Source organism: Desulfobacterales bacterium (genome assembly GCA_029211065.1).
Lineage (GTDB): Bacteria > Desulfobacterota > Desulfobacteria > Desulfobacterales > JARGFK01 > JARGFK01.
Map to the genome: position 1 here is coordinate 18130 of JARGFK010000035.1, position 22307 is coordinate 40436.

26 protein-coding genes are annotated in these 22307 nt (G+C 51.9%); 16 read left to right on the plus strand and 10 right to left on the minus strand.

The window, feature by feature from the left end; translation table 11 throughout:
• Positions 1-60: 60 nt before the first annotated feature.
• Both P1P89_09755 and P1P89_09760 read right to left on the minus strand, forming a co-directional pair.
• Positions 61-1365, minus strand: coding sequence for a 3-deoxy-D-manno-octulosonic acid transferase (locus P1P89_09755; GenBank protein ID MDF1591785.1), 1305 nt, complete (start codon positions 1363-1365; stop codon positions 61-63).
• Positions 1366-1397: 32 nt separating this feature from the next.
• Positions 1398-3518: an ABC transporter substrate-binding protein gene (locus P1P89_09760; GenBank protein ID MDF1591786.1), complete on the minus strand. Its 2121-nt coding sequence runs from the start codon at positions 3516-3518 to the stop codon at positions 1398-1400.
• 226 nt (positions 3519-3744) lie between these two features.
• On the opposite strand from P1P89_09760, the gene P1P89_09765 reads away from it, so the two are divergent.
• From P1P89_09765 to P1P89_09795, 7 genes are all read left to right on the plus strand, one after another.
• Positions 3745-3942, plus strand: a complete 198-nt coding sequence (locus P1P89_09765) for a hypothetical protein (protein ID MDF1591787.1) — start codon at positions 3745-3747, stop codon at positions 3940-3942.
• Between the two features lie 177 nt (positions 3943-4119).
• A complete protein-coding gene (locus P1P89_09770) occupies positions 4120-4626 on the plus strand; it encodes a hypothetical protein (GenBank protein MDF1591788.1) in 507 nt (168 codons plus the stop codon).
• A 100-nt stretch (positions 4627-4726) separates the two neighbouring features.
• The gene (locus P1P89_09775) at positions 4727-5713 is read left to right on the plus strand and encodes an aminopeptidase (GenBank protein ID MDF1591789.1); all 987 of its coding nucleotides are present in this window, start codon (positions 4727-4729) and stop codon (positions 5711-5713) included.
• A gap of 148 nt (positions 5714-5861) precedes the next feature.
• Complete coding sequence (locus P1P89_09780) at positions 5862-6668, plus strand: sugar phosphate isomerase/epimerase (protein ID MDF1591790.1); 807 nt, start codon at positions 5862-5864, stop codon at positions 6666-6668.
• A 223-nt stretch (positions 6669-6891) separates the two neighbouring features.
• Positions 6892-8187 carry a class II fructose-bisphosphate aldolase gene (locus P1P89_09785; protein MDF1591791.1) on the plus strand — a complete coding sequence of 432 codons (1296 nt, stop codon included), beginning with the start codon at positions 6892-6894 and terminating at the stop codon, positions 8185-8187.
• An 89-nt stretch (positions 8188-8276) separates the two neighbouring features.
• Positions 8277-8783, plus strand: coding sequence for an NUDIX domain-containing protein (locus P1P89_09790; GenBank protein MDF1591792.1), 507 nt, complete (start codon positions 8277-8279; stop codon positions 8781-8783).
• Positions 8784-8818: 35 nt separating this feature from the next.
• Positions 8819-9187 (plus strand): hypothetical protein, encoded by a 369-nt coding sequence (locus P1P89_09795; GenBank protein MDF1591793.1) that lies wholly within the window; start codon positions 8819-8821, stop codon positions 9185-9187.
• Here the strand turns inward: P1P89_09795 and hisF are convergent.
• The 5 genes from hisF to P1P89_09820 are packed head-to-tail and all read right to left on the minus strand — an operon-like array spanning position 9165 to position 12093.
• Positions 9165-9944 carry an imidazole glycerol phosphate synthase subunit HisF gene (gene hisF / locus P1P89_09800; GenBank protein MDF1591794.1) on the minus strand — a complete coding sequence of 260 codons (780 nt, stop codon included), beginning with the start codon at positions 9942-9944 and terminating at the stop codon, positions 9165-9167. The genes P1P89_09795 and hisF overlap by 23 nt on opposite strands.
• Positions 9938-10570: an imidazole glycerol phosphate synthase subunit HisH gene (gene hisH / locus P1P89_09805; GenBank protein ID MDF1591795.1), complete on the minus strand. Its 633-nt coding sequence runs from the start codon at positions 10568-10570 to the stop codon at positions 9938-9940. The genes hisF and hisH overlap by 7 nt, the downstream gene beginning before the upstream one ends.
• Positions 10548-10715 (minus strand): hypothetical protein, encoded by a 168-nt coding sequence (locus tag P1P89_09810; protein ID MDF1591796.1) that lies wholly within the window; start codon positions 10713-10715, stop codon positions 10548-10550. The genes hisH and P1P89_09810 overlap by 23 nt, the downstream gene beginning before the upstream one ends.
• A gap of 47 nt (positions 10716-10762) precedes the next feature.
• Positions 10763-11584, minus strand: coding sequence for a nucleoside triphosphate pyrophosphohydrolase (gene mazG / locus P1P89_09815; protein ID MDF1591797.1), 822 nt, complete (start codon positions 11582-11584; stop codon positions 10763-10765).
• On the minus strand, positions 11536-12093 hold the full coding sequence (locus P1P89_09820) for a CvpA family protein (GenBank protein MDF1591798.1): 558 nt from the start codon (positions 12091-12093) through the stop codon (positions 11536-11538). Before P1P89_09820 ends, mazG begins: the two co-directional genes overlap by 49 nt.
• Before the next feature lie 225 nt (positions 12094-12318).
• On the opposite strand from P1P89_09820, the gene P1P89_09825 reads away from it, so the two are divergent.
• The 8 genes from P1P89_09825 (at position 12319) to hemW (ending at position 20227) form a co-directional block, all read left to right on the plus strand.
• Complete coding sequence (locus P1P89_09825) at positions 12319-13320, plus strand: PhoH family protein (protein MDF1591799.1); 1002 nt, start codon at positions 12319-12321, stop codon at positions 13318-13320.
• Positions 13321-13391: 71 nt separating this feature from the next.
• Positions 13392-15812, plus strand: coding sequence for an HDIG domain-containing protein (locus P1P89_09830; protein MDF1591800.1), 2421 nt, complete (start codon positions 13392-13394; stop codon positions 15810-15812).
• Positions 15766-16167: an rRNA maturation RNase YbeY gene (ybeY, locus tag P1P89_09835; GenBank protein ID MDF1591801.1), complete on the plus strand. Its 402-nt coding sequence runs from the start codon at positions 15766-15768 to the stop codon at positions 16165-16167. The genes P1P89_09830 and ybeY overlap by 47 nt, the downstream gene beginning before the upstream one ends.
• 134 nt (positions 16168-16301) lie before the next feature.
• Positions 16302-16511 carry a 4Fe-4S binding protein gene (locus tag P1P89_09840; GenBank protein MDF1591802.1) on the plus strand — a complete coding sequence of 70 codons (210 nt, stop codon included), beginning with the start codon at positions 16302-16304 and terminating at the stop codon, positions 16509-16511.
• Positions 16512-16522: 11 nt separating this feature from the next.
• On the plus strand, positions 16523-17671 hold the full coding sequence (locus P1P89_09845) for a 2-oxoacid:acceptor oxidoreductase subunit alpha (protein ID MDF1591803.1): 1149 nt from the start codon (positions 16523-16525) through the stop codon (positions 17669-17671).
• Positions 17672-17674: 3 nt separating this feature from the next.
• Complete coding sequence (locus tag P1P89_09850) at positions 17675-18478, plus strand: 2-oxoacid:ferredoxin oxidoreductase subunit beta (GenBank protein ID MDF1591804.1); 804 nt, start codon at positions 17675-17677, stop codon at positions 18476-18478.
• Between the two features lie 2 nt (positions 18479-18480).
• On the plus strand, positions 18481-19026 hold the full coding sequence (locus tag P1P89_09855) for a 2-oxoacid:acceptor oxidoreductase family protein (GenBank protein MDF1591805.1): 546 nt from the start codon (positions 18481-18483) through the stop codon (positions 19024-19026).
• A gap of 1 nt (position 19027) precedes the next feature.
• Positions 19028-20227 carry a radical SAM family heme chaperone HemW gene (gene hemW, locus P1P89_09860; protein MDF1591806.1) on the plus strand — a complete coding sequence of 400 codons (1200 nt, stop codon included), beginning with the start codon at positions 19028-19030 and terminating at the stop codon, positions 20225-20227.
• Positions 20228-20616: 389 nt separating this feature from the next.
• Here the strand turns inward: hemW and P1P89_09865 are convergent, their stop codons facing one another.
• The 3 genes from P1P89_09865 to P1P89_09875 are packed head-to-tail and all read right to left on the minus strand — an operon-like array spanning position 20617 to position 21346.
• Complete coding sequence (locus tag P1P89_09865; protein ID MDF1591807.1) at positions 20617-20826, minus strand: trypsin-like peptidase domain-containing protein; 210 nt, start codon at positions 20824-20826, stop codon at positions 20617-20619.
• Positions 20823-21149 (minus strand): hypothetical protein, encoded by a 327-nt coding sequence (locus P1P89_09870; protein MDF1591808.1) that lies wholly within the window; start codon positions 21147-21149, stop codon positions 20823-20825. Before P1P89_09870 ends, P1P89_09865 begins: the two co-directional genes overlap by 4 nt.
• Positions 21146-21346, minus strand: a complete 201-nt coding sequence (locus tag P1P89_09875; protein ID MDF1591809.1) for a hypothetical protein — start codon at positions 21344-21346, stop codon at positions 21146-21148. The genes P1P89_09870 and P1P89_09875 overlap by 4 nt, the downstream gene beginning before the upstream one ends.
• Before the next feature lie 418 nt (positions 21347-21764).
• Here P1P89_09875 and P1P89_09880 point away from each other — a divergent pair.
• Positions 21765-22307, plus strand: a 543-nt coding sequence (locus P1P89_09880; GenBank protein ID MDF1591810.1) for a PAS domain S-box protein, incomplete at its 3' end; no start/stop codon positions are given.

Below are 22307 nucleotides of genomic sequence, written 5' to 3' on the forward strand. Positions count from 1 at the left end.
AAGTTTTTTAAGGGTGAAAAGACGAAGCTTACGGCAAGAGCAGTTAACGTCTCGAAGCGTTCAGCGCCGGGCAAGCAGACGGCAGATGCAGTCCGCATGTTTGCGTGCGGCTCCTTTATGAAACAGGACCGCCTGTCGGGCCAACCCACCGACCCGTTGAGCTTCCCCGGGGTGTCTGAAAAGGTGGTCGATCTTTTCCGCAAGGTCCGGCCCGTCCGCCACCAGGATGCCGCCGCCGGTTTTGTCCAGCAGGTCTTTGGCGTCCTGAAAATCTTCCATGGACGGGCCGTACAGAACCGGCTTTCCCCAGACAGCCGCTTCCAGAATATTCTGTCCCCCCAGGGGCACCAGGCTTCCCCCGCAAAAAACTACGGTGGCAATGCTGTAGAGGGACTGCAGTTCTCCGATGGTGTCCAGAACGAGCACCGGTGCGGTCCGGGTGCTGCCCGGTTTGTCCAGATCGGTACGGTACTGGCAGTTGAATCCTTTTTCGCCGGCCAGCGCTGCAACTTCGCGGGCGCGCTCAATGTGGCGGGGGGCAATAATTAAAAGGGCGTCCGGGAAATTCCGGCGGATTTTCTCGTAAACATCCAGAACAATCTGCTGCTCGCTGCCGCGCGTGCTGCCTGCCACAAAGACCGGTTCATTTCCCGTTAGGTTAAATCGTCCCGCTAATTTCAGTCTTTGATCGTCGTCCACCTGCAGCAGCAGGCAGTCGTATTTGGCATTGCCGGACGTAATAACGTTATCCCGGGCAGCGCCGATGGATTGAATCCTTTGCGCGTCCGCCGGGCTGATCATGCTGAACATTTCAATATGCGCCAAAACCGTTTGCATCAGCGGCCTGATTTTTAAGTAGCGACGGATGGAACGGACGGAAATCCGGCCGTTGACCAGGGCCGTATGAACCCCCCGGCGGCGGGATTCTGCAAGCCAGTTCGGCCAGATTTCGGTTTCCAAAAGCACCAGTATGTCCGGCCGGATGGCCGACAGGGCGCTGCGAACCGAGGGGACGAAATCGAATGGGGCATAGATACGGGTTACATTTGCAGGCAGTTTTTCGCGTGCAAAATTCTGTCCGGAAGTTGTGGTTGTGGAAAGTACGATGGCGCAATCGGGCATTGTGGCAATGAGGGCTTCAATAATGGCGGCGGCGGCGCCGACCTCGCCCACAGATACGGCATGCATCCAAATCCGCGGGGTTCCCCTAATCCCGGCGGATACCGACGGTGGGTATAATCCTAAACGCTGCCGCGTTTTTTGACCGAACCGGCCGGTGATGATGGCATAGAGGATATAGAGGGGTAGGAAAAACAGAAAAAGAATGTTGCTGCAAAAATGATATGCAAAATAGGCAAGCTGCATCTTTTTGAAAACCTGTGGGGTGTTGACCCTGATCAGGGTTGGTCCGGGTTTGGCCGGCGCCGCTTCAACTCAATAAACTGGCTGCCCCGGACGCGTATAAGGTCGAGTTTTTTGCGCACATCCCCATTGGGTTCAAACGATGTCAGGCCGGTGACGCCGGGGTAATCCTTCAGTTCAACGAGTGCGTTTCTCAGGGCGGTTCTGGAAAGAATATTCTTCCGGCCCGTCAAGTCAAAAAGAATCGAGGCCGTGTCATAGGAAATCGCTTCAATAAAACCCGGTGTTTCGCCAAAGATTTCCCGGAAACCCTTTACGAACGAACGAACCTTTTCAGATTCACTGTCTGCGAAGAAGCCGGCCGGTATAATGGCGCGTTGCATATACTCACGGGCCATCTGAATCAATTCGTTTGAATTCCAAAGGTTGGTGCCCATCAGATACACGTTGGTGACATCATAAAACGCCAGCTGCGGGATAACGAGGCCGGCCTTTTTAGGTGAATCCGGAATAAAGACCGCTTCAAAATCGACAATGGCCGGACGCTCCTCCTCGGTCGTACGCTTTCTGCGCAAAGACTCTTCCGGGTTTTCAGGGACATCGGATCGAATGAACTTTTCCGCTATAAGATCGATTTGTTTTTCCAGATCATCGGGAACTTTATAGTAGCGGCCGACGAGTTTTTTTATGGGATCGGCAAAATCGGTCTGGGTCGGTCGGTAGGTTTCAACACCCATCACAGTGCCCTTGTGGGCGATGACTTCGTCCCAGAATAAATTCATAAAGGTATTGCCGTAAGGTTCATCGGGATAAAGGATTGCAAAACGGCTTATGTTCAACTCCTGGACGGCAAAAGAGACCAGGGCCTGGACCTGCATCCTAGGGGTGAAAAAGTTCCTGAATACAAAATCCCCGATATCGGGGATATAATCTTTCTGGGTCAGGGTGATGATGGGAATCCCCTTGTCCTGAGCTTCCAGGGCTGCCGGTTCGATGATCGTAAGCGGGCCGACAATCGCCGCAACATTTTCCCCGGCAAGCTCGCGTACGGCCGCTACGGTCGCGTCCGGATCAGACATGGTGTCTTTGATGACCAGGCGGATATCTTTATTTTGGGTTTGCCGGGTATGTTGGATCAAGGCAAACTGAATGGCGGAAAGCGCCCGCTGGCCATAAAGCTTGTAGGGACCGCTGAGGGGCAGCAAACAGCCGATGGTGTGGCGGTTAAACTCATAGTTCTTAATCAGTTCTTCCAGCTGTGTTTTGGCCTGGGCGTTGTATTCATGGTTCGGAAAATTGTCGATAAATGCCGAAAATACGGCGATGGCAGCGTCGAAATTTTGCTCCGCGATCTTGTTTAGCCCCAACTGATACATGAGATAGTCGGCCGGCAGTTTGCCGTCAAGGCGGCCAAGCAGGCTCAGAATTGCGGGGGTGTCCAGCTGCTGGATGGCAGTCTTGATAATCGGTAAGAGTCGCTCCCTTTCCGGAGGTTCCGAAAAGTGGTAAGCCAGGGTGTAGAAACTGATTGCTTCAACCGGAACCTTTATGGCCATGTAGGAGTTGCCCACCAGTTGACTGATTTCGGCCGCCAGTTTCGGCGTCAGGGTTTCCGCTTTAACGCCGGCGGCCTGGTCGATAGCTTCCTGGTATTTGCCTTCATGGTAATAGGCAAATATCAGTTCAATGCCGGCGGCGGCCGCAAGCGGGCTTTGGGGGTACTCGTTTAGCAGGCGCAGATAGGCCAAACGGGCCTTCTCATATGATTCCATCGCCATATAGATGCCGGCCGACCGCATCAGGGCTTTGTCCGCGAAAGGCCCGGACGGAAATTTGGAAAGGTATTCATTATAGGCATCCAGGGCATTGGGATACCATTTTTCGTTAAAAAGAGTTTCGGCCTGTTTAAATAACGCGTTTCCGGTTTCCTTCGGCGGCGCCGCGGGCGGCCGGGCCGGGGCGATCGGCGCGGGGCTCGGCGTCGGAACCGGGGTCGGTACCGGCGGGGGCTTCACCGGTTTGGGGGCGCAGGCGATCAGCCACAACAGAACGATCAGGCCCACGCCGCAGCAGCGCCAAAAATACCGGCGGGCCGGCGTTTTCCAAAGCAGAACAGGCGTCATAACGATATTCAGGACCGTTTGGGTTATTCTCATGGCCTTTTTTTGAAGAAAAGCGGTAAAGACCAACAGCAATCACATATATGTAGCAAAAAAAACAGGTTCAATCTATACCAGATTTTCAGTTTGTCAAACAATTGTTGCCGCCGGCTGTAATCACTCCCGTAGAGACACGGCCCTCTGGCGGCCGATTTGAACTTATTGTGATTTATATAGATCAGGGGTCGGGGAGTTTCGTTACAAACGCCCGTGGGGAGAGCCCTTGTCACTTCAGCATTTGTCGACGGTCAGCCCGGAGACAGACCCCGTGGGAGCCGTAACCAAAGGTTACTGTGCTCCGAACACGCCCCCCAGCCTTTGCGCTGAGCGGCAACAGGCAGAGACGATCATCGTCGCCGTGGGAATCAGCCTTTTGGGGCTGGTTCAATGGAACTTGAGCGGGACCGCTGCCGTGCGGTAATGCCTCGATAAGATGGTTATGGATCCCACGGGGGCTGTCTCCGGGCTGACAGGACAACGCTTGAAAAATTCCCCGACCTTCAATCCCTTAACATTTTTTATTGACAATTAAGACTATGATGATATGTGACATTCTAATATATGTTAAACTCTTAAATTTCTGCTGCCGGGAGGGCTTATGCGGATCAGAATATCGATTAATGGAACACCGGAGGAACTGGCGGAGTTTTGTGAAAAGAGGGGCATTGATCTTCAACTGACGGCAAACAACTTGCCGGCTGCATTAAAACCGACCGGGCAGGATAAAACCGACGATCCCCAAAAAAACAATAAGGCGTTTCGAAAAATGTCATGGGAGACGATATATTTAGCCCATCTGATACTTTTAAACGCCGGCCCCGGGCAGAAAGATGAAATGGGTTGTTATCTTACGCTTGATCAAATCGAAAAGTTTGAAATTTCAGAAAGGCAGGTGGCTTCCCGTTTCGGAGGCGCCAAAAGGATCTGTAAGCGGCTGAACTTAAATTACATCCTTTTTTCCAGGAAACGGCCGGAGGGGGCGGGGAAAAATTATTATGTATCAACGAGATTTATATCAGACATCCAAAGCTACCTGAAAAAATGGGACTTTGAATATCGTGAATTTCTGGATGATAGCGGCCTGGAATACCCCGGACAAACGTAAGCGCTCGGTTTCGTAAATGTTAATATGGTTTTTTAAACTAATATCATTAATTGAAAGATTAAACTTATATAAACCCTTATTCAGAAAGGAGATTCGTGCAATGGATATGACCCGAATGGCCTATGGGGCCAACATGATGATCAATCAGGTGCTTCAGGTTCGCAAGGGGGAGACGGTACTAATCGTTACCGATACGGACCGGCCGCGCACCATTACCCAGGCGCTGGCTTACAGTGCCATCTCTGCGGGGGCTGTGGTAACCATCGTGACCATGGAACCCCAAGACATCGGCGGAGAGGAACCGCCGGCGCCGGTAGCCGCTGCCATGGCGGCCGCGAAGGTGGTCATCAACCAATCCACTTTCAGCCTTACCCATACGGCTGCGACCCGTGCGGCCATCAAACAAGGGGTCCGTATCGCCAACCTGCGCAATGTCACCGAGGACATGATGGTGAGCGGCGGCATTCGGGCAGACTATCAGCAGGTTAAACGGATCTCAGAGACCCTGGCGCGGCGGCTGAGCGAAGCCGATGTCATCCGGATGACAACGCCTGAGGGAACCGACATCAGCATGCAGGCCCGGGGCCGCCAGGCCATTGCCCAAACCGGATTTATCACAAAACCCGGGGAGCTTTCAGGTCTCCCGGACGGTGAATCCACACTGGCGCCGTTAGAGGGTACGACCGAAGGGGTGGTGGTTTCTCCGTATATTGCCGACACCCTTGGGCTTATTACCGAGCCTTTACGAATGGAAATTGTCAAAGGGCGGATTACCAACGTAACAGGGGGAAAACAAGCCCAGGAGTTGATTCGTCTCTTGAAGCAGCACGATGAATCCGGCTACAATGCCGCCTCTCAGTTTGCCCTGGGGACCAATCCGGCCTGTAAAGTAATGGCCAACACCCGGGAGGTTTCCAAAAAATTAGGAACCGCCCACTTTGCCATCGGTGACAATATCAGCCTGGGCGGCAAAAGCAAAAGTACCTTTCACATCGATTTCGTTTTCCTGAACCCATCAGTCTTCCTGGATGGTGTCTGCATCCTTAAGGATAGCGAGTACGGGATTGAACTGGAAGCGCCCAAGTGAGCGAAACGGCCCGGGTGATTCGTTTTTTTTCTTGACAGCGTACTCCCGGCGGGTTAGTTGTTTTACTGGTCTTACTTGTCTGACCAATTTTTAAAAAAAATTGTAATTATAATGAGTTAAAAATTATACATATAAGGAGGAGGAAAAGATGAAATTATGCTTCAATGCCGGACCGGATCCTTTGGAGGAATACTTTCCGTTTGCCCATGAGAATGGATTCCCCTGGATGGAACTGAGCTGTAACAACCCCAAAAACTTTCTGGATAAGTTTACGCCCCAACGGATCGACGGCATCAAGAAACTGAGAGACAAGTATGGGCTGCGCTACGGCCTGCATTCGGCTTCATTTGTGAATTCAGGAGAAATTGAGCCGACCGTCCGCAAAGCGGTTCAGCAGCATCTCATCGACTATATGGAGCTGGCCCGGCAACTGGAGGCCGAATATATCGTCCTTCATTTCGGCTACCATTTCAGCCTGTTCCCGGATGAAGTCTTCCGCTGCCTGAAGACGACCTATACACCGGTGGTGGAACTGGCGGAGAAATACAAACTGCCCATCGGAATTGAGAACATGAACAAGCTTCACAAAGACTGCGAAATTGTTTATCTGGGTGTGTATGTTGAAGAATTTCAGCAAATGTTCGAGGCCTTGCCGTCCAAGTATTTCGGTTTGACCCTGGATGTCGCCCATGCCAGCCTGCTGCCGGGGGGGCCGGAATCCTTTATCAAGGCGTTCCCGGATAAAATTATCAGCACCCATATCAGCGACAATGACAAGGTCCTTGACCACCACCTGCCGGTGGGCGCCGGAAAGATAGACTTTAAAAAAGTCTTTGAGCAGTTGATCGGAATCAACTTCCAAGGGACCCTCAACATCGAATTGAAAAAAAATGATGAGCGCCTGCTGAGCAAACAACGCATGGAGCCGATGTTAAAAGAATTGGGTGTGCTGTAAGATAGGCACGCGGACATTATACCTGAAAGCGAATACAACAGCTCCCGGCAGCCGGACGGCCGGGAGCTGTTGTTTTTTATACCCACACCGGCTTTGACGACAGCGGATATCTGCGCCCGAAAGACGGAATGACCCTTCCCCTTTTTCCTTGACAGCCTGCCTGTATTTCCAATAATCTATGACAGTTTTCAAAATAATGATCCGTTATAAAAGGAGGTTTGCCATGACCATAACAAAAGCAGTTAATCCCAAAGAATTTGAAAAAGCGCTGCAGACGGGCCGTCCCCCAAACGTGGTGAGCCTGTTCCCGAATTCAAGGGCCCTGATTGTCAGCGGCAAGGTGATCGACCGGGCACTGATGGCGAAAGGCAAAGCCATTACAATGGCGGCCAACGGGCGCAATTATTTTGTGATACGCGGGGCGCTGCTGGCTGCCCAAAAGGCCAACGCCGCCATTATCATTGAAATCGCCAGGTCGGAGGGCGGGGCCAAAGCCTATTGCGCCGTCAATTACTGGAACATCGCCCGTTCAGTGGATGCATTGTGTAATGAACTGGGGATTACCATCCCGGTGGCGATCCATGCGGACCACTATGGCATCAAGAGCGAGGCGGATGTTGAATTCGCAAAGATTGAAATCCCCACCCTGTTTGAAGCCGGCATCACATCCATTGCCATCGATGCCTCGCATATGCCGGACGACAAAAACCTGCTGGCCAATCTTGCGTTAAATCCGGTGGTGCCCGCCTGGGCCGGGCTGGAAACCGAAGTGGGGGAAATCAAAGGGAAACAGGGCCTTTCAACCGTTCCCGAAGCACGGTTTTTGATTCAGGGGCTCAATGCCCATGGTATTTTCCCGGATTGGATTGCGCTGAACAACGGGACCACACACGGCATCGAGGCCAGCGATCAGGGCATCCAGGTCGAGCTGACGGCCGAGATTCATAAAGCCATCGAAAAGTATAAGGTTTCCGGCGCCCAGCACGGCACTTCCGGGAACAGCTCCGACCGGTTGCGTGAAATCGCGGCCAAAACCCGGACCACCAAGGCAAACGTGGCCACGGCGCTGCAGATGATTTCCTGGGGGCTGGAGGTAAACGACTACGGCAATGCCATTCTGGACGATGACGGCAATTTTATCAAGGTGAAGGACCAGGGCGTGACCGAATCGATGTGGTCTGAAATAGTGGCGTATGCACAGTCAAAAGGACTCAAGAAAGGCGACTACAAGAATCTGAATATTGTTTTTGAGAACAAGCTGCTGGGACAACCCCAAAAAGTCAGGGACCGGATGACCCAGCGGGTTGCGGACTTCGTCTATAACATGCTTGTAAAAGTGCTCAATGCGGGAGACACCGCACCGCTGGCCATGGAAGCAATTCTTAAGACCGGATCTTATGACGTGGGACCGAAAGTCGGGCGTATTGAAAATCCGGATGACTGGACGCCTGCAAAAATTGCCGAGCGGGCTGCTGCCATAGACAGCGACAAAGGGCCCAAGGGTAACTTTGACGATTAACGCCTAAATCATGCATGCTAAATTCAGGCGTTATTGACGGCTTCGCGCTTAAATGAATACACGCGATCCGGCGCTTTAAGGGTTTTCATATGCGACCAAAGACCCATTGTTATTACTGCGGGAGCCGCCTGACCCGAAAATACGTGGAGGGGGGCAACCGGCTTTTTTGTGAAACCTGTCAGGCCCCTATTTATGAAAACCCCGTGCCGGCCACTAGCCTGGTGGTTGCCGATGCTGAAAAAAATGTGGTTCTGGTAAAACGGGATGTGGAGCCTAAAAAGGGATACTGGTGCCTGCCCGGCGGCTTCGTCGAGTTGGGTGAAACCCCCGATCAAGCGGCTTTAAGGGAGCTGCGGGAAGAGACCGGACTGAACGGTGAGATCGACAAACTTCTGGGGGTGACCGCCGACAAAAGTGATCGGTATGGAAACGTCCTGATGATCGGTTATCTGGTGAAACGCTTTAGCGGCCGCCTGACGCCCGGTGATGATGCTGCTGCCGTTGCGTACTTTCAGCCGGAAAAGCTGCCGGAAATCGCTTTCAGCAGTCATCGCCATTTTTTAGAGATCTATTATGCATCTGTTTTCAGACCCTGAGGTTTCAATAACGGGTAAACAGGGAGGCTGTAATTTTGCGGATACCGACCTATCAGATTTATAATGTACTTCAGCAATATACCGATAAGTTGACCGGCGTCGGCAGCGAAGGGGATGAGAACGGCGATGGCCGGGCAAATCCGGTGGATGACGCCGGTTTTTTTGCCTCCGGCAAGCGCCGGGAAATATTTGAAACCATAACTCAGACAATCAAAGAGAAGGTCAGCCGGGTAAAGTTAAGCGGCCGCCAGGAGGGGAAAAACGGAACCCAGCCATCGGCAGACGTAAATGGGAGCGCTATCGTTAAGAACGGAGAGTTCACACCGTTTGTTTACAATGTGATTGATAAGGATCATCGCAAGGTTAAACGGACGATTTCGGTTACCAGGTTTTCCGAACCTTGATGGCGCGGGAATCCAGAAATTTTTTAATCTCTGAAATGGTGTGGGTGCCGTAGTGAACCATCGAGGCGATCAGGGCCGCATCTGCTTTGCCGGTTGTCAGGACGTCCCTCAGATGTTCCGGTTTTCCGGCCCCGCCGGAAGCGATGACCGGTATGTCGACGTTTTCTGAAATTAGGGCCGTCAAGGTCAGCTCATATCCGTCTTTGGTCCCGTCGGCATCAATGGAATTGAGGCAGATTTCGCCGGCGCCGAGACGCTGCGCTTTAACGGCCCACTGCAGTGCATCGATGCCCATAAAGGTCCTACCGCCGTTGATAACAATCTCATAGCCGGAAGGGATCTTTTTGCTTTTTTCCACCCGCTTTACATCCATTCCCAGGACCACGCACTGATTGCCGAAGGCTTTGGCGCACTGGGAGATGATATCCGGATTTCTCACCGCAGCAGAATTGACGCTGATTTTTTCAGCCCCGGCCAGCAGGACCGCGCGCATATCGTCGACCGTTCGGATTCCGCCGCCCACCGAAAAAGGGATAAAGATGGTTTCGGCCACACGCCGGACAACATCGATCATGATCCCTCTTTTTTCATGGGAAGCGGTGATGTCGTAAAACACGATTTCATCTGCGCCGGCTTCATAGTAAAATCGCGCCATTTCAATGGGATCACCGATTTCCACGTTGTTTTTAAATTTGATCCCCTTGGTGGTTTTGCCTTCATGCACATCCAGGCAGGGAATGATGCGTTTGCTTAGCATGATGGATTCCATCGACAAAAATTTTTTAAAATGGCCAGTCCGGGCTGGCCGCTTTTTTCCGGATGAAACTGGGTCGCAACCAGATTTTTAATTCCCATGACCGATGCAAATGAAATGCCATATTGGGTGGTCGCGATAATGTCGGCCGGGTCGGCCGGCTCCGGATAATAACTGTGCACGAAATAAAATTCAGCATCAGGGTCGACCCCATCCAACAGGGGGTGACGGTTCTGGACATGGATGCGGTTCCATCCCATGTGCGGTATTTTTAAACGGCCGCCCCCTTTGGACTGAATGTTTGACGAAAACACCCGCACCGATCCGTCCATCAACCCGAGACAGGCAACCTGGTTCTCATCACTGTGGCCCATAATGATTTGTGTACCCAGACAGATCCCTAGAACCGGTTTGCCCTTGTGAAATTGAGATGCAATGATGTTGTCAAGCCCCAACCGTTTCAGGCTCTGCATCGCCGATCCGGCGGCGCCGACCCCGGGGAAGATAATTCGCTCTGAACGTTCAATCTCAGCCTTGTCGCTGGTGACCATGCAGGGAAAGCCCAGGTAAGTCACCGCCCGGGCGACACTGGTCAGATTGCCGGCATCATAGTCGATAATCGCGATCATAAAACGTTCCCAAAATCAGAATTGCTGCAATTGTCAATTGGTTAAAAAAACGCAACGCCTGCATCGTCTGGAGTGTTGGAATATTGGGTAATAAAATGAATTGATCAGTTTTAGGATAAAATGGACGTTCTTGATCATCCATCATTCCATTATTCCATCACTCCGGTTCCCCATTTTTCCTCCCGACGCAGGTCACCGGTCGGCGGCTGATTTGGCTGTTTCCCAAAACAGGTCCATTTCCTTTGGGGTAAGGGACGCCAGGGTTTTGCCTGCCGCAGCAAGGTGTATCTCCATTTCTCTGAAGCGGGCTTCAAATTTTTTGGTTGCATCGGCCAGGGCCGTTTCCGGGTGAATATGGGCGAAGCGGGCCACATTGACCAGCGTGAAAAGAAGGTCGCCTAATTCGAGCAACACGTTGCCTTGATTTAAACCGGTGCCGCCATCGGCCTGGATGGCGGATTTCAACTCGCGCCATTCCTCTTCCACCTTTGATAAAACGCCGTGCATGTCGTTCCAGTCAAACCCGGCCTTGGCCACCCGTTCTGAAATCCGGTAAGCGCGCATGAGGGCCGGCAGCCTGGAAGGCAGCGAATCCAGCAGCGATCCGTCAGGAGCCGACTTCTTTTCACTCGTTTTAATGGTATGCCACTGTTGTTTGACTTCCTCGGCACTTTCCAGGGGGGTGGATCCGAAAACATGCGGATGCCGGCGGGTCATCTTTTCGATATTCCGGGCGACGACATCCTCGATATTAAATTTTCCCGCTTCCTCAAAAAGTCGTGCAATAAAAAAAATGTGAAATAAAACATCTCCCAGTTCTTCGCAGACGTTGTCCGGATCGTCTTTTTCAATGGCGTCGAGCAACTCATATAATTCTTCCACCAGATAGAGCGCCATGGAGCGGGAGGTCTGTTTTTTGTCCCAGGGGCAACCGTTTTTTCCCCTTAACGTTTCGATCAGTTGGATTAGGGCTTCGATTGAACAGGGGGTGCGGGTTTTCGGGGTTTTTTCCAAACGTCTTTGTATTCCTTTATTTTTGAGCTGTATTTGTCTTTCATGTCTTTGGAAATGACTTTGGCCATATTTTCTGAAACCATGCTGACATGCGGCGCCAGCATTGAATCCTTTATGATTGCGGAATGTTTTGAAAGAAATGTTGTAAGCGCTATTAATAAAACGGATACAATCAGGATGCCCTTAATCATGCCGAAACCAGCGCCGCAGATACGGTCCACCCAGCCTAAAAAAGCGATACTGAGGAGGTACTTGATGATTATACCCAGGATACTGATTAAAAAGAAAATAACGCAGAAAATGATCATAAAGCTCAGTATGTTCAAGTACGGTGTGCTGGATATCCAGCGTGCCAGGGGTTTGGCAAGGAGCGGATAATAGGAATAGGCGGCATAAAACCCGGCCAGGACCCCGATAATGGAAGATATTTCCTTTACCAGGCCTCTGAATATACCCCTGATCAGGCAGTAACTCAGTATGACGATGATGACCATATCCAGTGGATTCATGATGCCTCAATACGAAACGGCACGAAAAAATCGTGCCCCGGTGCAACCGTCGATCAAAATAAACAAAAACAACGCTTTAAAATTTTTAGCGGTATCAAACAGTTAAACTAACAAAGCCGTTCCGGAGAGTCAAGGTGTTTTTCTGCTTGTGGCGCTCAACCATAAAATGGTGTTTGCAATCATTGAAAAAGGTGTGGTAAGTGACCAGCGAGAGGTTTATGCACGATGACAACACCCCAAACAAATATGGATGAAAACACCAATGAACCGCCGGTCAAGCTGGCTTTTCCAGATGTGGATCTGTTGCAGCAGCTTTTCGGGGAACACAGCCGCAATCTGCAGAAAATTGCTGCGGACGTGGATGTCAAGATCCATGCCAGGGGCAATGCGGTTTTTATCCAGGGGGATCGGGAGGCTGCCCAACTTGCGAAAAACATACTCGACCAGCTCTACGGCCTGCTCCAGGCGGGCTATCCGGTTTATCCCAATGATGTGGATTATGCGGTCCGGGCATTAAGTGAAAATGATCGGGTCCGCTTAAAAGATATTTTCCTCGACAAAATCTATATCACGTCAACAAAGCGCTCCATTACGCCCAAAAGCACCGCCCAGAAGGACTATATTGACGCCATCCGGAATTATGATATTGTCTTCGGCATCGGCCCGGCCGGTACCGGTAAGACCTATCTGGCCATGGCCATGGCGGTTGCAGCCCTTTCTGAAAAAAAGGTGAATCGCATCATTCTCACCCGCCCTGCGGTGGAAGCCGGGGAAGCCCTGGGATTTTTACCCGGCGATCTGGCGGAGAAGGTTGATCCCTATTTGCGGCCGCTGTATGATGCGCTTCACGATATGATGCGCTTTGAAAAAGTTTCGAACCTGCTGCTGAAGGGCATTATTGAAGTTGCGCCCCTTGCCTTTATGCGCGGCAGAACGCTGAATGACTCTTTTGTCATTTTAGATGAAGCCCAGAACACCACGTCGGAACAGATGAAAATGTTCCTGACCCGGATCGGGTTCAGTTCCAAAGCAGTGATTACCGGGGACATCACCCAGATCGATCTGCCGGTGGGCCGGCCATCGGGCCTCATTGAAGCAAAGAATATTTTGCAGGATATCAAGGGGATACAGATGGTGTTTTTTTCAAAAAAGGATGTTGTCCGGCATAAACTGGTGCAGGAAATCATCAATGCCTATGAGCAGCTGGAAGCGGACCGAACAAAGTAATCCGCGCGGTTAATGAACAAAGCGCTGCAGAGGACGGCAGCAAAATTTAAACAATATCACGATTGCAATATATGGACATCGACAAAAGTAAAAAAACAGTGAGTGAATGGTTTGTTTCCAGCCAGTGGGTCCCATGGGGATTGTTGGTTGTCGTTACCCTCATATTTACCGGTATTTTTACACCGAGCATGGTTGCCATCAATTACTCTTACCAGATCGGCGATGTCGCCGATCGGGACATCAAAGCGCCGGCCGATTTTTTTATCGAGGACACCCAGGCGACCCTGGCAAACCGCCGTCAGGCGGCGGAAATCACCCTGACGGTTTACGACCATGATGTTTCACTGCTGAAAAAAACATCCCTGCGGATCCGTAAAGCCTTTGCCAAAATCCATTCCGTTTTTGAAGCGGAGTCGGAAGCCTCGATTGTTCAAACTGCCGAGTCCGCCACCGGATCGGAAACGGCCGCAGCCGCCCCGAAAGAAGAAAAGAAATCCACCGAGGAACAGGTCTGGCAAATGAAGCCGGCCTTTGAAAAGGAAATCGGTTTCAGCATCAGTAAAGGCGCTTATCGGATATTGATCAAAGAAAAATTTTCCGAGGAGATCACCGATTATACGGTTAAAATATTGTCCCAGATTCTGGAAAACGGCGTAGTGACCAACAAAGATCTGCTGTTGAAAGAAATGGACAGGGGCATCACCCTGAGGGAAGTCGAGTCTAAAAACGAGCACGTGGAACAGAACTTGAAATCGTATTACGGTCATGACCAGGCCAAAACCATGGTGCGGGTCATCGGCCAACCGCTGCTCAAGGATCACCACTATACGGTGCGGGACCTCATTGTGGATTTCGTTCAGGAATTGGTGCAGCCGAATATCACCCTGAACAAGAGCGAGACCGAAGAGCGAAAAAAACGGGCGGCGTCTGAAGTTAAACCGGTCTTATATCAGATCAAAGCCGGCGAAATGTTGCTGCGCGAAGGCGAAAGGGTTACCGACTTTCAGCTGCTGAAGCTGAAAGCAATCCAGGGCCAGATAAAAAATGAACGCCTGCTGGCCGTCAGCAGCAGTGTCGCGGTATTGGTTTTATGCCTGTTCATGTCCACCTATCTGCTGTATTTGCGTCGCAATCAGCAGGTGGAAACAACCCACAACAAAAACCTTCTGTTTATCGCCAGCGTCCTGGTGACATTTTTTGTTTTGGCCAGGGTTTCGGCATCCTTGTCGGATTCCATTAATGTAACCATGCCCTTTTCAATCACAGCCAATTCATTGTGGTACGCTATTCCCATTGCATCCGCCGCCATGATCGTGTGTCTGTTTATGGGCCTGGATGTCGCCATTCCGGTTGCCCTGGTGCTGGCGGTCTGCAGCGCCGTTATATTTAAGAACCGGTTAGAGGTATTTATTTATTTCCTGATTAACGGCTTTATGGCGGCCTACTGGATTCAGAGTTGCCGGGAGCGCAAGGTATTTATCAAGGCCGGCGTCAAACTCGGCGGCCTGAATGTGGTCCTGGCGACAGCCATTGATATTTATGTGGCGGAGCTCACCGGGTTTGAGATCGTATCGGTTTGGGTCTTCGCGTTTTTAGGCGGTATGGGCGCGGGCATCATTACCGCCGGCATTGCGCCCATCGTGGAAATCGCCTTCGGCTACCCCAGCGACATCACCCTGCTGGAACTGGCCAATCTGGATCGACCGATTCTCAGAAGGCTGATGATTGAAGCGCCCGGAACCTATCATCATTCCGTCATCGTCGGGTCCATGGTAGAGGCGGCTGCTTCCGAGATAAGGGCCAATCCGCTTCTGGCAAAAGTCTGCGGATACTATCACGATATCGGAAAAATTCGAAAGCCGCTCTATTTTATCGAAAACCAGGCAAACGGGAAAAATAAGCACGACAAACTGGCGCCTTCCATGTCGAGCCTGATATTGATCGCCCATGTGAAGAACGGGGTTGAAATTGCCCGGGAGAACAAGCTGCCCCAGATCATCATCGACAACATCCGGCAACACCACGGCACCAGCCTGATCAGCTACTTTTACGATAAAGCCAAGCAGTTAAAGGGAGAAGATGCGGTAAAAATAGACAACTTCCGGTATCCGGGCCCCAAGCCCCAGACCCGTGAAGCCGCCCTGGTGATGCTGGGCGATGTGGTCGAAGCTGCTTCGCGAACCCTGGAAAACCCGACACCTGCTCGGCTGCAGGGTCTGGTACAGCACCTGATCAATAAAATTTTTTCCGACGGCCAGCTCGATCATTGTGAGCTGACGCTCAAAGACCTGGATAATATCGCCAAGAGCTACAACAAAATATTAAACGGGGTCCATCACCACCGCATCGAGTACAGCGAAAGCAGTGCAGCAACCAGGGGGAAAGCAAAAAATGGGGGTTCTGATCAGCAACCGGCAAGGCAAAATCAGGATAACGCAAAAGAAAATGGTTCAAAAGGCCCAGGCCATCTTAAACGCCTTGGACTCTCCTGATGCCGAACTTTCCATAGTGATTGTCGACGATGTTTATATCGCTGCGTTGAATAAGCAATACCTGAATCGAAGCGGTCCCACCAACGTGATTGCCTTCCCCATGCGGGCGGGCGATTATTCCGATATCATGCCGCACTTGTTGGGTGATGTGGTTATTTCTGCGGAAACCGCCCGGCAGGAAGCCAACGCGTCGGGGATTCGGTTTAACCTGCGCCTTTCAGAATTGATGGTTCATGGGGTGCTGCATTTGTTCGGTTATGATCATGAGAAATCGGACAAGGAATCCCATCGCATGCAGCTAAAGAGTGATGAGTTGCTGGGGATTATCGAAGGTCTTGATTATGGGGAATCATAACGGCTGTTTTTTTTCTTGACAAGCTGTTATAAAAAAACGGAATTATAAACCACAAAAAAAGGCAATCGGCGTTTCAACGGATTATTCACGCAAAGGGCATAATTCACCCAGGCCGAATATTAAGTGGAGCAACCATGGCAAAGCCTAAACTGAAAGCGCATGTCATCAACCGGGAGTGGTGCAAGGGGTGCGGCATCTGCGTCCATTTCTGTCCCAAAAACGTACTGGAAATGGATCACGCAGAAAAGGTGATTGCACCGCGCCCGCAGGATTGCATCTGCTGCGAACTGTGCGAGCTCAGGTGCCCGGACCTTGCCATCGCGATCATCAAGGAAACAGAATAGGCGGCGATATCATGAGCACGAACATCAAATTTCTTCAGGGAAACGAGGCCTGCGTCGAGGGCGCGCTGTATGCCGGTCTTGATTTTTTTGCCGGTTATCCCATTACGCCTTCCACTGAGGTGGCCGAGCAGCTCTCGAGCCGCTTGCCGCAGAAAGGCGGCAAATTTATCCAGATGGAAGACGAAATCGCATCCATGGGCGCCATCATCGGGGCGTCCCTGACCGGGCACAAGGTCATGACCGCCACCAGCGGCCCGGGTTTTTCCCTGATGCAGGAGGCGCTGGGGTATGCCATCATGGCGGAGATCCCCTGCGTCATCGTCAATGTCCAGCGGGGCGGGCCCTCCACCGGCAATCCGACCCATGTCAGCCAGGGGGATGTCAATCAGGCCCGCTGGGGAACGCACGGAGACCATGCGATTGTCACGATGACGGCTTCCAACAATCAGGACGTCTTTGCCGTCACCGTGGACGCCTTCAATATTGCCGAAACCTACCGGACTCCGGTGATCCTCCTTTTCGACGAAGTGGTGGGACACATGCGTGAGCGGCTCATCATGCCGGAACCGGGTGAAATCCCGCTGGTGGAAAGGCTGAGAACCTCGGTCAAGGGGGGTGTGGACTATCATCCCTATCTGCCGCGGGAGGACGGCCGGCTGCCGATGTCGGACTTCGGCGGGGTCCACCGTTATAATGTCACCGGTTTGTTTCATGACATGTGGGGGTTTCCGTCCAACAACCCCCAGGTGGTTCACGGGCTATTGCGCCATCTGGTGGACAAGATCGAGAACAACGTCAACCAGATCGCCCGCTACAAGGAATTTTATCTTGAGGATGCCGAATGTGTTCTCATCTCCTATGGCTCAGCAGCCCGGGCGGCCCGGCATGTGGTGGAAAGCCGCAGGCCCCGGGGCGAACGCTTCGGACTGCTGGAACTCCAGACGCTGTGGCCGTTTCCTAACAACATCGTGCAGGAGAAGTGTGCGGACGCAAAATTCGTGGTGGTGGTTGAAATGAACATGGGGCAGGTGCTTCATTCGGTTAAGGCGGTGGTCGATGAGCCTGAAAAAGTATTTCTGGCCAACCGCATCGACGGGGTCTTTATTACCGATGCGGACATCCGCAATATCCTGCGACTCATCCGGGGAAAAGGAGTGTAAGGCATGGCGGTAAAGAATTACATCAGAGAACGGTTTTTTCCACACCTGTGGTGCCCGGGCTGCGGTCACGGGACCGTGCTCAACGGCCTGCTGCGCGCGGTGGAAAAACTCGGTATGAGCAAGAGCGAAATCGTGATGGTGTCCGGCATCGGCTGCTCTTCCCGAATTTCCGGTTATGTTGATTTTCACACCCTGCACACCCTGCATGGCCGGGCGCTGGCATTTGCCACCGGCGTTAAATTAAGCCGCCCGGAACTGAACCTGATCGTCCCCATGGGGGACGGAGATGCCCTGGCCATCGGTGGCAATCATTTTATTCATGCCGCCCGCCGCAATATCGATATTACCGCCATCGTGATGAATAACCGCACCTACGGCATGACCGGGGGGCAGTATTCGCCCCTGTCGGGCTACGGCACCAGCGCTACGACAGCACCCTATACCAATATCGACCACGACTTTGATATTGTCCAGCTGGCAATCGCCGCCGGTGCGACCTTTGTGGCCCGCACCACCACCTATCATGTGAACCAGATAGCGGATATGATCCAGCGGGCCATTTTGCATGAAGGCTTTTCAGTGGTTGAAATCATGTCCCAGTGCCCCACCTATTTCGGCCGGAAAAACAGGGCCGGCAGCGCCGTGGACATGATGGAACAATATAAAACCGATACCACGCCGATCGGATCGAAAGCCAAAAAGGAAAATCCCGGCCTGATCGAACGAGGGGTTTTTGTGGAGAAAGAACTGCCGGAATACTGTAACGAATACAACCGCATCATCGAACGGGCGATGAAAGGGCGTTAATCATGGAAAGATGCAGAATGGTGTTTTCTGGATCGGGCGGCCAGGGGGTCATTACGGCAGCGATTATTTTGGCCGAAGCAGCCGTACTTTACGACAACCTGGTGGCGGTGCAGTCGCAGTCCTATGGTCCTGAAGCCAGGGGAGGGGCGACCCGCAGCGATATCATTATTGCCGATACGGAGATACACTTTCCCAAGGTTATTCAGCCCAATGTGCTGGTGTGCCTGACGCAGCAGGCCTATAATAAATTCAGCCCGATTATCCGGCCGGGCGGATTTCTTATTACGGACACCCGTTTTGTTACTACGGAACGAAAGATCGACGCCCGCCAGGTTTCCCTGCCCATGTACCAGTCAGTGATGGACAAGATCGGCAAACCGATCGTATTTAACATTTGCATGCTGGGCGCGGTGATCGGACTCACCGGGATCGTCAAATCCGAGGCCGTTGTCAAAGTTCTGCAAAGCCGTATACCCACCGGATTCTTAAAGATAAACCAGGAGGCCCTGCAGTTGGGAATGGCGCTGGGGGCAGGGTTCAGCAATTGACTTGGCGATTGACTTTTTAGACAAACCCGCCTGGCCGGCCGAACCGGCCGGTTTATACATCCATATTCCGTTTTGCATCCGCAAATGCCCCTACTGTGATTTTTACTCGGTGACGGACCTGTCGCTAAAAAAAAGCTTCATAAAAGCGCTGGCGCAGGAGATGCGGTTTTACGCAGGACATGCCGTCCGCGTCGACACCCTTTATATCGGTGGCGGCACCCCGTCTGTACTGAACACGGGCGAGATCGAACGCATTGTAACCGAAGCCCGCCGCTGCTTTAACGTACTCCCCGAGGCCGAGCTGACTTTAGAGGTAAACCCCGGCACCGTCACTGCCCGCAGCCTGTCCGATTACCGCCGCTGCGGCGTCAACCGGATCAACATCGGGGTGCAATCATTCCAAAACCGCATTCTTGGTTTTCTGCAGCGGATCCATACGGCCGAGGATGCGTCAAACAGCATCCGCTGGGCCCGCCGGGCTGGATTCAACAACATCGGTCTGGACTTGATTTACGGCGTTTCCGGCCAGACGGATGCATCCTGGCGGGCAGACCTTAGAGCGGCCGTTTCATTCAAGCCGGAGCATCTTTCCTGTTACATGCTGACCTATGAAAAAGGCACGCCGCTGGCGTTAAGCCTGGGACAAGGCCTTATTAAACCAATGCCGGAGCGACGGGTAGCGAAGCTGTTTATAGAGACTGTCGAGTGGCTGGCGCAAAACGGATATGTCCAGTATGAAATTTCCAACTTTACCCGAGCCGGAGCGAACGGAACCGGATTATACCCCTCCGGGCATAATCAAAAATACTGGAACTTTTCACCCTATCTGGGATTGGGGCCGTCGGCGCATTCATTTCTGGAACCCGTCCGTTTCTGGAATTTGCGCAGCGTAAGAAGATATATCGAACGGCTGAATGCCGGCAAGCCTGCGATGGAAGACAAAGAGACGCTGACCATCGGGCAGCAGATGATGGAAACGGTCTTCCTGGGGCTCCGAACGGTTGAAGGCATCCCCATGGACCGGTTCAATGAAAAATTCAAGCTGAACTTTTTAGAGATGTTCACTGCTGTTCTGTCTGAACTTGAAGAAGAGGGACTTCTCAGGGCAGATAAAAATCGATGCGTTCTGACCCGCGACGGAATGCTGCTGCTGGACAGTATTGTCGACCGGATGGTGCGTTTCGTCCAGGAACAGAACTGATCGCGGTTGTTGTGCTTGTGGGGGGTGACGCCTATTCAGAAGCTTTTCCGAGCCGGCTAAATCCGCTTGTTTTGCCCGCATAAGCCCGACAACGTAATGCAGCCAGCTTTTTTCAACTTGGCTGTATCCGCCTGCGAGGGCGGCTGCCTCCTGGATCCCTCCTTCAAGAATATTTACCAGGTGTCCCCAAAATTCGCTCACTGATCGCCAATCCGAGGCCAGTAACTCCCGGCGGTAAGTATTTTCGTGGGATTTGCCGCTGAGCCAATCAATAATGAAAAGCATCAATTTGGCCCTGTCATTCTCACTATCCATAGATAATGTTTGCGCGAAGAGTGTGCGGGCCCCTTGACGGTCTCCGTCGCAAAAGTGCATCATTCCGGCAGCGGTTACCAGGGCAGGATCATTCCGATGTCAGACAACGGGGTGGCTATCGGAACCGGTGCGGCTGTCCATCCGATGGCCACACCGGAGTCAATACCGATGACCTTGCCGCGAACGTCAATGACCGGTCCGCCGCTGTTGCCGCTATGGATAGAGGTGTTAACCTGGAGCATATTTTCAAAGGTGCGACGCACATGGCCTTGGGTGACACTCACATTGACCGTGGTCTCCTGCGTCTGGCCGCCTCAATATCATCATCCTTGACACGGGACAGGGTCTTTGCCACCTCTGCCATTGAGCGCGGTCGCAGGTCCGGGTCTTCGGCCAGCATGATTTTAAACAACACGGCAACCTCCTGGGGCAACGGCAGGTTGTCGATCTCGGACTGAAAGTCGGTGGTTTCGAAGTCGACGGACAGCACTTCAACGAAAGTCTTTCCCAGCGACCAGATATCGCTTCTGAAATCGAGGGGCCGCTGGTTGATGATATCGGGATGACAGGTCAGAAGTTTCTTGAGCGTGGGGCCGGGCCGATTCATTTTCGGATCCTGCAAAGGATGCTTGAATAGCCCTCGTGGAGAACTTTTTCGATCCGGTACCCATCAATATACCATCTGCCTTCGGCAACCTCGTTTCCGCAGGAGGGGCAGGTGCTGATTTCTTCTGCCAGTAGTTGACCACAGTTTTGACAGAGTTTCATGGTATCAATATGGATAAATGGGACTTTTGTGTCCATTAAAAAAAAAGATCCATTTCCTTGCGGGGGAAGATTCCCTGTCAACAGGGTGAAAATACCCATATAGTCCATTTTCTCAGATAAAATGAAGCCTTTCATTTATAGACAAAATCAGCGCGGGTGTTCATACATAATATTGAAGAACCCCGCAGCCCACCATGGCGGGACGGGAAATGCGCTCGCTGCTGCGATTCAAATTAATTGACATCAACCCGTCAATATCAGATAATTTTATATCGCATGCAGCCCTGGTTGTGATTTCTCAATAAAGCCGCTCTGATTTTCCAACAGAGCCGACTCAGATCCGATAGGATGTATGGTTTTTAACCGAGACAACCGCAACCCTTAATCAATGAGCAATAATCTAAATGCCTCACAGGAACAGATACAAACGCCGCAACTACGAACGGTGATTCGCATGCCCGCCAAAAAAATAACGCTTTCAGCCAAACTGAAAATCAGGGAAGATAGTCTGCGGGAAAGTGAAAATCGCTACCGCCATCTTTTTGAAAAAGGATCGGATGCGGTCCTGGTTTTCGATGCTGCAACCCAGCGCATCGAAGCCGCAAACAAGGCGGCGCTGGATCTTTACGGGTATTATCAGGAGGAATTGTTGTCTTTGACGTTTGCCGAGATCTGCGCAGCGGAAGCTGCGCCGGCGGCTTATATGCCGGAGGGTAAGACCGCCGGACCGGCTGACGTCGATAGCGCCTTACGCTATTTTAAAAAGAAAGACAGTTCCGTTTTTCCGGGTGAATTACGCCCAGCCAGGTTCATTTCAGGGGGGCGGCAAAAGATCATCGCCTTGGTGCGCGACACCAGCGAACGCGAACTGGTTTCAAAAAAGTTGAGAGAATCCGAAGAACAGTACAGGAGTCTTGTGGACTACATTGCCATCGGTGTGGCGCTCATCAGCCCGGCCATGGAAATTTTGACCTTAAATAATCAGATGAAAAAATGG

Coding starts and splice junctions, on each gene's coding strand:
- P1P89_09755 (MDF1591785.1), bottom strand. CDS start 1,365: ATGCAGCTTGCCTATTTTGCATATCATTTTTGCAGCAACATTCTTTTT.
- P1P89_09760 (MDF1591786.1), bottom strand. CDS start 3,518: ATGAGAATAACCCAAACGGTCCTGAATATCGTTATGACGCCTGTTCTG.
- P1P89_09770 (MDF1591788.1), top strand. CDS start 4,120: ATGCGGATCAGAATATCGATTAATGGAACACCGGAGGAACTGGCGGAG.
- P1P89_09775 (MDF1591789.1), top strand. CDS start 4,727: ATGGATATGACCCGAATGGCCTATGGGGCCAACATGATGATCAATCAG.
- P1P89_09780 (MDF1591790.1), top strand. CDS start 5,862: ATGAAATTATGCTTCAATGCCGGACCGGATCCTTTGGAGGAATACTTT.
- P1P89_09785 (MDF1591791.1), top strand. CDS start 6,892: ATGACCATAACAAAAGCAGTTAATCCCAAAGAATTTGAAAAAGCGCTG.
- P1P89_09790 (MDF1591792.1), top strand. CDS start 8,277: ATGCGACCAAAGACCCATTGTTATTACTGCGGGAGCCGCCTGACCCGA.
- hisF (MDF1591794.1), bottom strand. CDS start 9,944: ATGCTAAGCAAACGCATCATTCCCTGCCTGGATGTGCATGAAGGCAAA.
- hisH (MDF1591795.1), bottom strand. CDS start 10,570: ATGATCGCGATTATCGACTATGATGCCGGCAATCTGACCAGTGTCGCC.
- P1P89_09810 (MDF1591796.1), bottom strand. CDS start 10,715: ATGATGGATGATCAAGAACGTCCATTTTATCCTAAAACTGATCAATTC.
- P1P89_09820 (MDF1591798.1), bottom strand. CDS start 12,093: ATGAATCCACTGGATATGGTCATCATCGTCATACTGAGTTACTGCCTG.
- P1P89_09825 (MDF1591799.1), top strand. CDS start 12,319: ATGACAACACCCCAAACAAATATGGATGAAAACACCAATGAACCGCCG.
- P1P89_09830 (MDF1591800.1), top strand. CDS start 13,392: ATGGACATCGACAAAAGTAAAAAAACAGTGAGTGAATGGTTTGTTTCC.
- ybeY (MDF1591801.1), top strand. CDS start 15,766: ATGGTTCAAAAGGCCCAGGCCATCTTAAACGCCTTGGACTCTCCTGAT.
- P1P89_09840 (MDF1591802.1), top strand. CDS start 16,302: ATGGCAAAGCCTAAACTGAAAGCGCATGTCATCAACCGGGAGTGGTGC.
- P1P89_09845 (MDF1591803.1), top strand. CDS start 16,523: ATGAGCACGAACATCAAATTTCTTCAGGGAAACGAGGCCTGCGTCGAG.
- P1P89_09850 (MDF1591804.1), top strand. CDS start 17,675: ATGGCGGTAAAGAATTACATCAGAGAACGGTTTTTTCCACACCTGTGG.
- P1P89_09855 (MDF1591805.1), top strand. CDS start 18,481: ATGGAAAGATGCAGAATGGTGTTTTCTGGATCGGGCGGCCAGGGGGTC.
- P1P89_09870 (MDF1591808.1), bottom strand. CDS start 21,149: ATGAATCGGCCCGGCCCCACGCTCAAGAAACTTCTGACCTGTCATCCC.
- P1P89_09875 (MDF1591809.1), bottom strand. CDS start 21,346: ATGGACACAAAAGTCCCATTTATCCATATTGATACCATGAAACTCTGT.